The following is a 12,493-nucleotide window of genomic DNA, read 5'->3' on the forward strand; positions in this document are numbered from 1 at the left end:
GCTCGCGCCCGGCCCCCGGCCGGCTCGCTCCCCGCACCGGGCGGTCGGGCGGATGTGCGGACGTACCGGTCTCAGGCGCCCAGGAGCCGGTCGGCGATCGTCCCGATCCGCTCCCGCAGGCCCTCCTGCTTCCGGCCCCCGTCGAGGCGTTCGCCGCCGATGACGTAGGTCGGCGTGCCGGTCACCCCGACCGCCCTGCCCTCCGCCTCGTCCGCGTCGACGGTCAGCAGGTGCCGGCCGTCGATCAGGGCGGTGTCGAACTCCTCGGCGTCCAGGCCGAGTCCGGCCGCCACCTCCAGGAGGACCGGTTCGCCCCGCTCGGCCAGGTCGGCGGTCCTGGCGAGCAGCGCCTCCGCGTACGGCCAGCCCTTCCCCTGCGCGAAGGCCTCCTCGGCGGCCTGGGCGGCGGCGTACGCGTGCTTGTGCTTCGCCAGCGGGAAGTGGCGCAGCTGCACGTCGAGCCGGTCGCCGTACTCCTCGCGGAGCGCGTGGACGTCGTCGAGGGCCCGGAAGCAGTCGGGGCACTGGAGGTCGAACCACGCCTCCAGGACGACGGGGGAGAGGGGTGCGGTGGTGGAGTCGCTCATGGCAGCAGTCTCCCTCACCGGCACCGGGGGAGGAGATCCCGGCCGGGACGACCCGGAGATCTCCCTGAGACCGGCCGCGGGGCATGGCCCCGGGCGGTGGTGGCGTGCAGGATGGAAGGGACGTATCACCCGGACCTGGAGGACCAGCATGCTCGCCGAGACCATCTGTTCCGCGGTGTCCGCGGCGGGCCTGGGCATCGCCGCGATCGCGGCGTACCGGAAGCGCTTCCTCACTGCCGCCCGGACCGCCGCCTACGCGCTGGTGCCGCTCGGTCTGGTGATGACGGGGGCCGTCGCCTGGGTCGCGGACGCGTTGTCGTTCAGCCCGGTGGTCTGGGCGGGCTTCGGCGTGCTCGGCGCCGCCTGGCTCCTCCTGCTGTCCACCCGGGTCGTCGAGCGGCGCCGGGCCGGCCGGGCGCGGGTCGCCGGGGGAGCCGAGCCGAGAGCCGTGGCTCCGGGCGTCTCCGCTCCCTCGTCCGCCGCCACGGCGAGGCCGCGGTCCGCCCAGCCCGCGGACGACGACTTCGGTGACATCGAGGCGATTCTGAAGAAGCACGGAATCTGACCGCTTCTGATGATTCCGGTGTCCGTCCCGGTTCGGTGAACCACGGGAAGGAGTGAACGACCCCCGCTTCGGGGTGGTTTCCGGAATTTCGGGTGCGCCGCGTGCGCGATCATCCCCCCGAGATGCCGAATACCTCGCGGGACCTCGTCCCCGCCCCCACCGACGCTCCCGCCGACACCCCCGGCGCCGCCGAAGAGCCGCGCGGCTGCATGTTCGCGCTCTCCCAGCCGCCGCTGATGATCTTCCTCGGGGTGATCGGCTGTCTGCTGCTCATGGCCGCCGTGCACGACCTCTTCGTACTGTGACCCCCGGACGCGTCCCCGCCCCCCGCCGCGCCGCTGTCCGTCCCGCACCCGTCCGTCGCGCCTCCGCGGCGGGCGTCAGCCCGCCGCCTCCTTGCGGCGCGCCCGGTACGCGGCCACGTGCAGCCGGTTCCCGCACGTCCGGCTGTCGCAGTAGCGGCGCGAGCGGTTGCGGGAGAGGTCCACGAAGGCCCGGCCGCAGTCCGGCGCCTCGCAGCGCCGCAGCCGCTCCTGCTCGCCCGCCACGACGATGAACGCGAGGGCCATGCCGCAGTCGGCCGCGAGGTGGTCCGCCACCGAGGCGCCCGGCGCGAAGTAGTGCACGTGCCAGTCGTAGCCGTCGTGGTCGGTGAGCTGCGGGGTGGTGCCCGCGCCCGCCACCAGCTGGTTGATCAGGGGAGCGGCGATCCGGGCCTCGGGGGCGGAGAAGACGGCCGCGAACTTCTCGCGCACCGCGCGCACGGCCCGCAGGTCGTCGGCGTCGAGGACGCCCACGTCGCTGATCTTGTGCGCGCGCACGAAGTCGTGGAGGCCCCGGAGATCCGCGAGGGCGTCGTCGCGGTCGCCCTGGGGCGCGGTGTTCATCAGATCGACGACGGTGTCGAGGGCGATCCGGGTGTCGTGAGGGATCAGCACGATTCGCTCCCTGGCCGGCCGCGGGCGGGCGCCCGTGGAATGGCGCTGACTTTAGCGCGGCCGGGACGACGGCACCGGCGCCCACCACCGCGCCGGCTGCGCGGTGGTGGGCGCCGGATGACGTGCTGGAGAGCCACCCGCGCGGCGCCGTCTCCCCGAGTCGGACGGCGACGTGCGGTTCCCTGCCTGGTTCAGCTGTCGGCCAGGATGTGGGAAAGCTCCGTATCGAGGTCGAAGTGCCGGTGCTCGGTGCCCGGTGGCACGGCGGCGTCGGTCCGCTTCAGGAACGACTCCAGGGCCCGCGCCGGGGCCTCGAGCAGGGCTTCTCCCTCGGGGGAGCTCAACGCGATGCAGACGACTCCCTGACCGTGACTACGGGACGGCCAGACGCGGACGTCGCCCGTGCCGGTGGGCCGGTGCAGCCCCTCGGCGAGAAGGTCGCGGGCGAAGACCCACTCGACCGTCTCCTCGGCTCCGGTGTGGAAGGTGGCGTGCACGGCATAGGGATCGGCCGTGTCATACCGCAGGCCCGCGGGTACAGGCAGTGAGGACTCGCTCGACACAACGAGGCGCAGGTGCAGCTCGCAGCTGACCGTGGTGTTCATAAGCGCCAGGGCCTTTCGCTCAGTGTGCGCTCGGGGATTCGCACGTCGGCGCAATCGACATGCCACCTCTGGTGCTGTTGTAAACCCCTCTGTCTGGTTTGTGGCCGTTCAGGTAGCTCGTCTGGGCGTGTGTAACTATGGGTAATACCCCGTTCCGGCGGCGGCCCCCGGTCCGGTAGGTTGGGCACATGCATGCGGAGAGTGACGAGCACGCCGGAGAGACGGCGGCCGGCCAGGGGTCCGAACTGGGTTCTCGCGCGCCGGAGTTCATCAAGGCCCGCCGGACCCTGCACCTGAGCTGGCAGGTCGGCGTCTTCATCGTGGGACTCGCCGTGGTCGGCGCCGGCGTGGTCATGCTGCCGCTCCCCGGCCCCGGCTGGCTGGTCATCTTCGCGGGCATGGCGATCTGGGCGACCGAGTTCGTCTGGGCACAGCTCGTGCTCCGCTGGACCAAGCGCAAGGTCACCGAGGCCGCCCAGCGGGCCCTCGACCCCAAGGTCCGCCGCAGGAATATCGCCCTCACCGCCGTCGGCCTGGTGATCGTCGCCGTCCTGCTCGGCATCTACCTCTGGAAGTTCGGCCTCGTCATGCCGTGGAAGATCGACGAGTGATCCTCCACCGGTTCGGGAGCCCCGCTGACATGGGGTAACGTATGCGGTGCGCCCGGGCGATTAGCTCAGTGGGAGAGCGCTTCGTTCACACCGAAGAGGTCACTGGTTCGAACCCAGTATCGCCCACCACCCGGACCGAAGGCCCGGAGACGATCACCGTCTCCGGGCCTTCGGCGTTCCCGGCCCCCTCAGCGCATCCGCGCCAGCCGCTCCCGCAGCCTCCGGGCGTCCCGCAGCCGCTGCTCGTACGTGGCGCCCACCGCGAGCAGCAGCAGTCCGGCGAGGGCCGGCGGCAGCCAGCGCGGCAGCGCGCCGACCACCTGCACCACGTACGGGGCCAGCTCGTGCAGCCCGACCAGGGCGAGCACCGCGCCGCCGAGGACCAGGAGGGCCTGGAGCCGGAACCGCGCCCCGGCCAGCGTCACCGCGAGGGCCGCGACCCCCAGGAGCAGCGGGCGCGTCCATCCCGGGTCCGTCCACGCGGCGCCGAGGTCCGGCAGCAGCGTCACCGCGAGGCCGGGACCGTACGCCGTCCAGGAGGAGGCCTCCGGGTCGCGCCGCCGCCGCAGGAACCCGACGACGAGCGCCGGGACCGTCACCGGCAGCGTGTACGCCTCCGGGACCGTCACGTCCCAGGCCCCCAGCCGCACCCAGGCCGCCGGCAGGAACAGCCCCGCCGCCGCCCAGGAGGCGAAGCGGCGCCGCTCCGGCCGGATCGCCGTCGCCGCCGCGATCACCCCGCCGAGCGCCAGGACGAGCGCCAGGAACGCCGGCCGGGACCCGGCGAGGCCCAGGGCCGTCAGGCCCACCGCCCCGCCGGTGATCTCGACGGGCAGGGCCACCGCCCGCGCCCTGGCGCCCACGGCGGCGGTCGCCGCCGGGACGAGGAGCAGGAGGAGGGCCGTCCAGTGGTCCTCGAACCCGCCGGCCGCCGCCACCGCCCGCACGAGCCCCGCCGCCGCGAGCACCGCCCCGCAGGCCGAGACCGCCCGGCGCGTGCCCGTGCCGAGGACGGCGACCGCCGTGAGGAGCGCGAGCACCGCCGTGAGCGCGGCGAACGTGGCACCCCGCGTGTCCAGGGCGAGGGCGAGCGCCCCCGCGGCGGACACGAGGCCTGCGGCGTACGCGAGCCGCCCGAGGACGTCGCCCGGCTCCGCCGGCCGGGGAGCCGGAAGGGCCGGGACGGGCCCGGGAGCGGCGGCCACCGGGCCTGCCATCGGGCCTGCCGCCGGGGGCGCCACCGGGGGCACGGACGGGGACAGGGGCGACGCTCCGGCGAGCCACGGGGCCCCCGTCGCCGCCGGAGCGCCCGCGTCCCCGGCCGCCCGCGCCCCGGGCCGGGGCAGGCCGCGGGTCAGCGGACCGGGCCGGACCGCGATCCACAGGGCCGCCGCCGCCGTGAGCAGCCGGAGGGCGAGCGCCGCCGCGTACGGCAGGTCCAGGGAGACCGGCAGGGCGGTGAGGAACGACCAGGCCAGGACGACGAGCCCGCACCGGGCCGCGAGGCGGGGGACGGTCGTGAGCGCGGCGGCGGCCACCGCCAGGACCAGGACGGCCGTCGCCGGGTACGGGGCCAGGACGGACCCGGCGTGCTCGCCCGACCAGACGCCCGTCGTCCTCGCCGCCGGCTCCAGCGCACCCGCCACGACCGGCGGCAGCGCCCACAGGACCCCGAGGGCCGCCGCCGACGCCCCCGCGGCCGAGAGGCCCGTCCGGACCCCGCGCGGCAGCCGGGCGCCCGCACCCACCCGCCCCAGCGACGCCGGGACGAGGGCGCACAGCACGTACCCCGGGACCGCCCAGCCGGACGGGACCGCGGACCGCAGCGGACCGCCGGCGGCCGCCACCACCGCCAGGCCGGCGACGACCGAGAGCGCCACCGCCCACGAAGGCCGCCGCCACGCCGCGTACAGGCAGACCGCCGCGCCCGCCAGGAGCAGGGGCGCGCCGCTCCACGGCGAGGAGAGGGAGAGCCCGCCGCCCGTCAGGAACGCCCAGCCGCCCAGCAGGGCCCCGCCCGCGCCCGCCGTGACCCGGACCCCCACCGGACGCGCCCACAGGACCGCCGCCCCGTCCGCCGCCGCCGTGACGAGCGCCGCCCAGGCGAGGGCCACCGGTCCCCCTCCGGCCGCGAGCACGCCCAGCGGCAGCGGCAGCTGCGCGGCGGCCACCGCCGCCGGCAGCGGGACGCGCAGCCGGGGGAGCGCCGAGCCGTACGCCGCCCACGCCCCCGCGAGGACCGCCGAGGCCGCCGCCGCGTACGCCGCGCCGTCCGCCCCGGTCGCCACCGCCCGGCGCAGCGCGTACGCGTCGAGGACCGTCAGGGCCAGGCCCAGCGCCGCCACCGCCTCGGCCGTCGACACCAGGCTCCCGCGCAGCAGCGCCACCGGCGCCGCGAGTGCCGCGCCGGTCACCACGGCCAGGACCGCCGCGCGACCGCCGATCCCCATCGACCCCCAGCTCACCAGGGTGAACGCGACCGCCGCGATCGTCAGCAGCGTGCCGCCCAGCGTCAGCAGCACGTTCTGCGCGCTCCGCGGGGTCGAGTCCGTCACCGGCACCGCCGGACGGGGCGCCGCCGGGTGGGGCGTCACCGGCCAGGCGGGCCGGTACAGGACCTGGACCAGCCAGGCCCGCCGGGTCAGCAACTGGGCCCGGCGCGCGTCGAGCCGGGCCAGTTCGCGGTCGACGAGCACCAGTTCGTCGGCGGGCGGCAGGGAGTTGTCCATGAGCGGAGTGTCGCCCCGGCGGCGGCCGCCGGAAATGGGTCCCGGTACTCAGATTCCGCCCCCCGGGGCCCTGAGTACGCCCACACTCGGGGCATGGACCCGAACCACTACCGCTTCCGCAGCGTCTGGCGGTTCCCCGCCCCGCCCGGAGCCGTCTACGCCGTCCTCGAACGGGCCGAGGAGTATCCCCTCTGGTGGCCGCAGGTCCGCGAGGTGGTCCCCGCCGGGGACGCGGCCGACCGCGGCACCGCCCGCTTCCGCTCCTTCCTCCCGTACGACCTCGTCGTCACCGTCCGAGCCCTGCGCCGCGACCCGGCGGACGGGGTCCTGGAGATCGGCCTCGGCGGGGACCTGGAGGGCCGGGTGCGCTGGACCCTCACCCCGGAGGGGACCGGCACCCGCGTCCTGTACGAACAGGAGGTCGAGGTCCGCGCCCGGCTCCTGAGGGTCCTCGCCGTCCCCGGGCGGCCCGTGTTCCGCGCCAACCACGCCCTGATGATGCGCGGGGGACGGCGGGGCCTCGCCGCCCGGCTGGAGGCCCCGTCCGCGGGGCGCGGGCGGGGAGCGGCGGCCGGATGAGGAGCGGGGCGGCCGGGGCGGTTTGAAGGAAGGGCGCGAAGGCCTGTATGGTTCAACCCGTTCCCGGGCGATTAGCTCAGCGGGAGAGCACTTCGTTCACACCGAAGGGGTCACTGGTTCGATCCCAGTATCGCCCACCGGGAGAGGCCGGTCCGTCGAAAGACGGGCCGGCCTCTGTCATGCGCGCGGCCGCGCGGATCACGCCGCCGTCCGCAGCTCCGGGCGCAGCGGCCACGAGGGGTCCACCGCCTCCGGCGTTCCCTGCCGCGCGAACCAGGCCTGGAGGCCCCGCGCCTGCGCCGCGTGCCACACCGCCTGGAGCGTGTGCAGCTCCGCCGGGGTCAGCCGCTCCAGACGGGACGAGAAGCGCCGCGCCACCGCCCGCGCGACCTCCATCGCGGCCGTCGCGTCCGCCGCCGCGTCGTGCGCCCCCGTCAGTTCCACCCCGTAGTGGGCGCACAGGTCCGTGAGGGTCCTGCGGCCCTTCCGGTAGCGGTCCAGGTGCTTGTCCAGGACCCGCGGGTCGAGCACGCACAGCGGCGTGTCCTCCAGGTAGTCGCCGAGCGTGGACGCCCGGTGCCGCCGCAGCTCCCGGTCGAGGAGCGTCAGGTCGAACGGCGCGTTCATCACCACCAGCGGACGCCCCGTCGCGATCTGCTCGGTCAGCGCCCGCGCCACCTCCTCCATCACGGGAGCGGGCCACCGGCCGTTCCGCCGGAGGTGATCGTCCGTCAGGCCGTGTACGGCGGTGGCCTCCGCGGGCACCGGAACGCCCGGATTCACCAGCCAGCGCGTCACCCGCGGACGTGCCCCCGCCGCGTCCTGCACGACGAGAGCGGCCGAGACGATCCGGTCGCCCTCGACGTCGACTCCCGTGGTCTCCGTGTCGAAAGCGGCCAGGGGCCCTTCGTACCAGTGCAACGTCATCCCCGAACTCCCTGCGCCCGTGCGGCAGATGGCCAACCCCCTGCCCCGAAACGGTGATACCCGGACTGTTTGCGCCGTACGCGGACCGGTCACAACAGAAGGGACGGGGAAGGAAGAAGACATGGCGCTCGCCCAGCCCGGGCCGGGCGGGCCGCCGCCCCGGCGGACGGCACCGGCGCGCGGCTCACTCGCCACCACCGCCTGCATGGAGACCCTTCAGGTGGGATACCTGCACGCCGTCGCCGCCGCGGCCGGCTGCTCGCTGTCCCAGCCCTTTCCGGACAACGGCATCGACTGGCACGTGAGCCACAGCGCTCCCGGGCACACCGTCGACGACGAGGTGACCATCAAGGTGCAGCTCAAGTGCACCTACCAGGTGCCGCCGCGCCCCTCCGGGAGCGCGTTCTCCTTCACCCTGGACAACGACCACCTGGTGAAGCTGGCCCGGACCCCCGTGTCCGTGCACAAGATCCTGGTCGTGATGCTCGTCCCGAGGTCCCGGGAGGACTGGCTGAGGGCGCACCACGACCGGCTCGACCTGCGGCACTGCTGCTACTGGATCAACCTGGCCGGACACCCGGTCACGGGGCGGCGCCGGACCACCGTGCGCGTGCCGACGGCACGGATCTTCGACGACCGGGCGCTCTGCGAGATCATGACCCGGGTCGGCGTGGGAGGGAGACCCTGATGCACCGGCCGATCGACGACCCCGGCCCCGGCGAAGCCGGGGGAGAGGGGAGCGGAGCCGGATACGGGTCCGCCCTCCCGCCCCACCGCCCCCACCCGGTCCCCGGCCCCCGCCCCGGACTCCCCGGCCCGCCCGCCGGCCCCCGGGGCGCGCCCGACCCCGGGCGCGTCGACCCGCGCGTCCTCGGCGCCCTGCTCGCCCGCCACGGCTGGCGGCGGCGCGGCGGAGCGCCCGGCCGCTACAGCCGCTGGACCCCGCCCGGGGACGCCACCGCCACGAGCCTCCTCGTCCCCGAGAGCCGCGCCTTCCCGGACTGCGAGGACCTCCTGGGCGAGGCCCTCGCCGCCCTCGCCCGCGGCCCCGCCCCCTCCGCCCACGAGATCCTCACCGCTCTCGCCGTGCCCAGCGACGAGATCCGCTGGTGGCGGGACGTGCCTCCGGGCCCGGCCGGAACCGTCCCCTGGACCGTGCGGGAACAGCTCGGCTCGGCCGCCCGCCGGCTCCTCCTCGCCGGGGCCCTCGCCGTGCGCGGCCGGGCCGGCTACCACGGCGCCCGGCACCGGCGCCCGGCCCGGGCCTCCCTGGAGAGCGTCCTCGTCGGGGCGGCCCCCGGGGGACGCGGCCTCACCGCCTTCCTGCCCGTCGACCCCGGCCGCCCGGTCGCCGTCCGGCTCCACCACGCGCTCCACGCGGCCCGGGAGGCCACCGACTACCGGCGGGCCACCGGCGGCACGGAGGCCTTCGACGCCGCCGTCGGGGCGGGCGTCAGCCGTGAACTCACCGAGGCCCTGATCACCCTCGTCCGGGGGACGGAGGGCGCCCGCGTCGCCCTGGAGTGGGCCCCGGCCGCCGGACCGCCCGAGGGGTGCGCCGCCCGCCCCGAACCCGTCGAGTTCTCCCCCGGCGACCTGCCCGCCCTGCGCGAGGCGAGCGCCCGCTACCTGGCCGGCGAGCCTTCCGTGCCGGTCCGCCTCACCGGCGCCGTCGTCCGCATGCGCCGCTCCGGGACCCGGGGCGAGGGCACCGTACGGCTGCGCGTCCTCGGCGGCGCGGAGGTCCCGTACGTCCGCGCCACCCTGGACGAGGAGGCGTACCGCACCGCCGGGCACGCCCACCTCGTCGGGCTCCCCATCCGCGTCTCCGGCCGTCTGGAGAGCCGGGGCGGCTTCCGGCGCCTCACCGGTGCCTCCGGGGTCGTCCCCGTCCAGGTCGACGAGACCGAGCGGGACCGCCTGATGAAGGCGCTCCACGAGAACCTGGACTTCTTCGGCGAGGCGTGCGGGCCGGAGGACTGAGGGGCGGCGGGCCGGAACTCCGGGGACGGGCGCGGGGCGGAGCCCGTAAGATCGGCGGTGCGCGGCACCTCGTCTCTGTCGCGCACCACCGGCGCGGGCACCTCGTGTCTGTCCGCGCCCCTATGTATGGAGTACCCGTGTCCGATGTCCGTGTGACCGTCCAGTCCACCCCCGAACCGGAGGAGAGGACGGTGAGCGCGGGCACCACCGCCGGCGCCCTGTTCGCCGACGACCGCACCGTCGTCGCCGCCCGCGTCGGCGGTGAGCTGAAGGACCTGTCGTACGAGCTCGCCGACGGCGATGTCGTCGAGGGCGTCGAGATCTCCTCCCCGGACGGTCTCGACATCCTGCGCCACTCGACCGCGCACGTCATGGCCCAGGCCGTGCAGGAGCTCTTCCCCGAGGCCAAGCTGGGCATCGGCCCGCCGGTCCGGGACGGCTTCTACTACGACTTCGACGTCGACAGGCCCTTCACCCCCGAGGACCTCAAGGTCATCGAGAAGAAGATGCAGGAGATCCAGAAGCGCGGGCAGAGGTTCGCCCGCCGCGTGGTCTCCGACGAGGCGGCCCGCGAGGAGCTCGCCGACGAGCCGTACAAGCTGGAGCTCATCGGCATCAAGGGCTCGGCCTCGACCGACGACGGCGCGAACGTCGAGGTGGGCGGCGGCGAGCTGACCATCTACGACAACCTCGACGCCAAGACCGGCGAACTGTGCTGGAAGGACCTCTGCCGCGGTCCCCACCTGCCGACCACCCGGAACATCCCGGCGTTCAAGCTGATGCGGAACGCGGCCGCCTACTGGCGCGGCAGCGAGAAGAACCCGATGCTCCAGCGCATCTACGGCACCGCCTGGCCGTCGAAGGACGAGCTGAAGGCGCACCTCGACTTCCTCGCCGAGGCCGAGAAGCGCGACCACCGCAAGCTGGGCAACGAGCTGGACCTCTTCTCCGTCCCGGACGAGATCGGCTCCGGCCTCGCCGTCTTCCACCCCAAGGGCGGCATCATCCGCCGGGTCATGGAGGACTACTCGCGCAAGCGGCACGAGGAGGAGGGCTACGAGTTCGTCTACTCGCCGCACGCCACTAAGGGCAAGCTGTTCGAGAAGTCCGGTCACCTGGACTGGTACGCCGAGGGCATGTACCCCCCCATGCAGCTCGACGAGGGCGTGGACTACTACCTCAAGCCCATGAACTGCCCGATGCACAACCTGATCTTCGACGCGCGCGGGCGCTCCTACCGCGAGCTGCCGCTGCGTCTGTTCGAGTTCGGCACGGTGTACCGGTACGAGAAGTCCGGCGTCGTCCACGGCCTGACCCGGGCCCGCGGCTTCACCCAGGACGACGCGCACATCTACTGCACCCGCGAGCAGATGGCGGACGAGCTGGACCGCACCCTCACCTTCGTCCTGAACCTGCTCCGGGACTACGGCCTGACCGACTTCTACCTGGAGCTGTCCACCAAGGACCCGGAGAAGTTCGTCGGCTCCGACGAGGTGTGGGAGGAGGCCACCGCGGTCCTCCAGCAGGTCGCCGAGAAGCAGGGCCTCCCGCTGACCCCCGACCCGGGCGGCGCCGCGTTCTACGGCCCGAAGATCTCCGTGCAGGCGCGGGACGCCATCGGCCGCACCTGGCAGATGTCGACCGTGCAGCTCGACTTCAACCTGCCGGAGCGCTTCGACCTGGAGTACACCGCCCCGGACGGCACCAAGCAGCGCCCGGTCATGATCCACCGCGCGCTGTTCGGTTCGATCGAGCGGTTCTTCGCGGTGCTCCTGGAGCACTACGCGGGTGCGATGCCGCCGTGGCTGGCACCCGTGCAGGCGACCGGCATCCCGATCGGCGACGCGCACGTCGAGTACCTGCAGGAGTTCGCCGCGAAGGCGAAGAGGCAGGGCCTGCGGGTGGAGGTCGACGCCTCCTCGGACCGGATGCAGAAGAAGATCCGCAACGCCCAGAAGCAGAAGGTCCCGTTCATGATCATCGCGGGTGACGAGGACATGGCCGCCGGGGCCGTCTCCTTCCGCTACCGCGACGGTTCGCAGGAGAACGGCGTGCCCGTCGACGAGGCCCTCGCCAAGATCGCCAAGCTCGTCGAGGACCGCGTCCAGGTCTGACGGCCGGACCGTGTCCAGGAGGCCCCCGGGGATTCCCCGGGGGCCTCTCCCCGTCCCCCCGCCTCTCGTCCCCGCGCGTGAACGCCCGCACCGGACGCGGCAGGGGGAGGAGCACGACCAGGGTGGCGAGGGGCCTCCGCGCGGTGGTCCCGGCGCTCCTGCCGGGACGGCGCCGGGGCCCCTCGCGCGGCGGCCCGCCGCCCCTCGCACCGGCACGGCGGCCGCACGGTTCCGCCGCCCCGGCGACACGTTCCGAACGGACGACGCAATATGCTGCACGGCATGACGACTGAGCCGGAGCAGCAGATCGGAGTGGGGACGCAGGACGCGTTCCAGCGCCTGTGGACGCCTCACCGGATGGCGTACATCCAGGGCGAGAACAAGCCGACCGGGCCGGGTGCCGAGGACGGCTGTCCGTTCTGCTCGATTCCGTCGAAGTCGGACGAGGACGGCCTGGTGATCGCGCGCGGCGCGAGCGTGTACGCGGTGCTCAACCTGTACCCGTACAACGGCGGCCACCTCATGGTCGTGCCCTACCGGCACGTCGCCGACTACACGGACCTGGACGCGGCGGAGACGGTGGAGCTGGCCGACTTCACGAAGCGTGCGATGGCGACGCTGCGGGCGGCCTCCGGCGCGCACGGCTTCAACATCGGCATGAACCAGGGCGCCGTCGCGGGCGCCGGGATCGCCGCGCACCTGCACCAGCACGTGGTGCCCCGCTGGGGCGGGGACACCAACTTCATGCCGGTCGTCGGCCACACGAAGGTGCTGCCCCAGCTCCTCGCGGACACCCGGAGGATGCTGGCCGCCGCCTGGCCGTCCGAGGCCTGAGCCGGGACCGCGCGGCACGGG

At 74.6% G+C, this 12,493-nt stretch carries 13 protein-coding genes and 2 tRNA genes; 10 read left to right on the forward strand and 5 right to left on the reverse strand.

Going from position 1 to position 12,493, the window contains the following annotated elements:
• Positions 1-71 precede the first annotated feature (71 nt).
• Positions 72-587: a DsbA family protein gene (locus ACZ3IL_RS17090; protein WP_467391124.1), complete on the reverse strand. Its 516-nt coding sequence runs from the start codon at positions 585-587 to the stop codon at positions 72-74.
• Between the two features lie 148 nt (positions 588-735).
• On the opposite strand from ACZ3IL_RS17090, the gene ACZ3IL_RS17095 reads away from it, so the two are divergent.
• Together ACZ3IL_RS17095 and ACZ3IL_RS17100 are read left to right on the forward strand one after the other, a co-directional pair.
• Positions 736-1,152 (forward strand): hypothetical protein, encoded by a 417-nt coding sequence (locus ACZ3IL_RS17095; protein ID WP_467391126.1) that lies wholly within the window; start codon positions 736-738, stop codon positions 1,150-1,152.
• A 122-nt stretch (positions 1,153-1,274) separates the two neighbouring features.
• Entirely contained in the window at positions 1,275-1,457 is a 183-nt protein-coding gene (locus ACZ3IL_RS17100; RefSeq protein WP_467391128.1) for a hypothetical protein, read from the forward strand.
• 75 nt (positions 1,458-1,532) lie between these two features.
• On the opposite strand, the gene ACZ3IL_RS17105 is transcribed toward ACZ3IL_RS17100, so the two are convergent.
• Positions 1,533-2,090, reverse strand: a complete 558-nt coding sequence (locus tag ACZ3IL_RS17105; protein ID WP_467391130.1) for a CGNR zinc finger domain-containing protein — start codon at positions 2,088-2,090, stop codon at positions 1,533-1,535.
• Positions 2,091-2,281: 191 nt separating this feature from the next.
• Positions 2,282-2,695: an SsgA family sporulation/cell division regulator gene (locus ACZ3IL_RS17110; RefSeq protein ID WP_015032345.1), complete on the reverse strand. Its 414-nt coding sequence runs from the start codon at positions 2,693-2,695 to the stop codon at positions 2,282-2,284.
• Between the two features lie 188 nt (positions 2,696-2,883).
• Between ACZ3IL_RS17110 and ACZ3IL_RS17115 the strand changes: the two genes are divergently transcribed.
• Complete coding sequence (locus ACZ3IL_RS17115) at positions 2,884-3,306, forward strand: TIGR02611 family protein (protein WP_467391132.1); 423 nt, start codon at positions 2,884-2,886, stop codon at positions 3,304-3,306.
• Positions 3,307-3,360: 54 nt separating this feature from the next.
• Positions 3,361-3,435, forward strand: a tRNA-Val gene (locus tag ACZ3IL_RS17120).
• A 59-nt stretch (positions 3,436-3,494) separates the two neighbouring features.
• Here the strand turns inward: ACZ3IL_RS17120 and ACZ3IL_RS17125 are convergent.
• On the reverse strand, positions 3,495-6,035 hold the full coding sequence (locus ACZ3IL_RS17125; protein ID WP_467391134.1) for an SCO7613 C-terminal domain-containing membrane protein: 2,541 nt from the start codon (positions 6,033-6,035) through the stop codon (positions 3,495-3,497).
• A 93-nt stretch (positions 6,036-6,128) separates the two neighbouring features.
• On the opposite strand from ACZ3IL_RS17125, the gene ACZ3IL_RS17130 reads away from it, so the two are divergent.
• On the forward strand, positions 6,129-6,614 hold the full coding sequence (locus ACZ3IL_RS17130) for an SRPBCC family protein (protein WP_467391136.1): 486 nt from the start codon (positions 6,129-6,131) through the stop codon (positions 6,612-6,614).
• Positions 6,615-6,679: 65 nt separating this feature from the next.
• Positions 6,680-6,751: transfer RNA gene (locus ACZ3IL_RS17135), tRNA-Val, on the forward strand.
• A gap of 61 nt (positions 6,752-6,812) precedes the next feature.
• On the opposite strand, the gene ACZ3IL_RS17140 is transcribed toward ACZ3IL_RS17135, so the two are convergent.
• Positions 6,813-7,541, reverse strand: a complete 729-nt coding sequence (locus ACZ3IL_RS17140) for an exonuclease domain-containing protein (RefSeq protein ID WP_467391138.1) — start codon at positions 7,539-7,541, stop codon at positions 6,813-6,815.
• A gap of 121 nt (positions 7,542-7,662) precedes the next feature.
• Here ACZ3IL_RS17140 and ACZ3IL_RS17145 point away from each other — a divergent pair, with 121 nt between their 5' ends.
• The 4 genes from ACZ3IL_RS17145 to ACZ3IL_RS17160 all read left to right on the forward strand — a co-directional run bounded on the left by ACZ3IL_RS17145 (position 7,663) and on the right by ACZ3IL_RS17160 (position 12,472).
• Positions 7,663-8,229, forward strand: coding sequence for a DUF4365 domain-containing protein (locus ACZ3IL_RS17145; RefSeq protein WP_467391141.1), 567 nt, complete (start codon positions 7,663-7,665; stop codon positions 8,227-8,229).
• Entirely contained in the window at positions 8,229-9,524 is a 1,296-nt protein-coding gene (locus ACZ3IL_RS17150; RefSeq protein ID WP_467391143.1) for a serine/threonine-protein kinase, read from the forward strand. The genes ACZ3IL_RS17145 and ACZ3IL_RS17150 overlap by 1 nt, the downstream gene beginning before the upstream one ends.
• A gap of 137 nt (positions 9,525-9,661) precedes the next feature.
• Positions 9,662-11,638: a threonine--tRNA ligase gene (thrS, locus tag ACZ3IL_RS17155; protein WP_467391145.1), complete on the forward strand. Its 1,977-nt coding sequence runs from the start codon at positions 9,662-9,664 to the stop codon at positions 11,636-11,638.
• Positions 11,639-11,908: 270 nt separating this feature from the next.
• A complete protein-coding gene (locus tag ACZ3IL_RS17160) occupies positions 11,909-12,472 on the forward strand; it encodes an HIT family protein (RefSeq protein ID WP_467391146.1) in 564 nt (187 codons plus the stop codon).
• Positions 12,473-12,493: the final 21 nt, after the last annotated feature.

Source organism: Streptomyces sp. NPDC014907, from assembly GCF_055562975.1.

Bases quoted from the DNA above. Each gene is read 5' to 3' on its own strand.
- ACZ3IL_RS17115 (WP_467391132.1), top strand. From the start codon at position 2,884: ATGCATGCGGAGAGTGACGAGCACGCCGGAGAGACGGCGGCCGGCCAG.
- ACZ3IL_RS17095 (WP_467391126.1), top strand. From the start codon at position 736: ATGCTCGCCGAGACCATCTGTTCCGCGGTGTCCGCGGCGGGCCTGGGC.
- ACZ3IL_RS17150 (WP_467391143.1), top strand. From the start codon at position 8,229: ATGCACCGGCCGATCGACGACCCCGGCCCCGGCGAAGCCGGGGGAGAG.
- ACZ3IL_RS17110 (WP_015032345.1), bottom strand. From the start codon at position 2,695: ATGAACACCACGGTCAGCTGCGAGCTGCACCTGCGCCTCGTTGTGTCG.
- ACZ3IL_RS17100 (WP_467391128.1), top strand. From the start codon at position 1,275: ATGCCGAATACCTCGCGGGACCTCGTCCCCGCCCCCACCGACGCTCCC.
- ACZ3IL_RS17145 (WP_467391141.1), top strand. From the start codon at position 7,663: ATGGCGCTCGCCCAGCCCGGGCCGGGCGGGCCGCCGCCCCGGCGGACG.
- ACZ3IL_RS17090 (WP_467391124.1), bottom strand. From the start codon at position 587: ATGAGCGACTCCACCACCGCACCCCTCTCCCCCGTCGTCCTGGAGGCG.
- ACZ3IL_RS17160 (WP_467391146.1), top strand. From the start codon at position 11,909: ATGCTGCACGGCATGACGACTGAGCCGGAGCAGCAGATCGGAGTGGGG.
- ACZ3IL_RS17125 (WP_467391134.1), bottom strand. From the start codon at position 6,035: ATGGACAACTCCCTGCCGCCCGCCGACGAACTGGTGCTCGTCGACCGC.
- ACZ3IL_RS17130 (WP_467391136.1), top strand. From the start codon at position 6,129: ATGGACCCGAACCACTACCGCTTCCGCAGCGTCTGGCGGTTCCCCGCC.
- ACZ3IL_RS17140 (WP_467391138.1), bottom strand. From the start codon at position 7,541: ATGACGTTGCACTGGTACGAAGGGCCCCTGGCCGCTTTCGACACGGAG.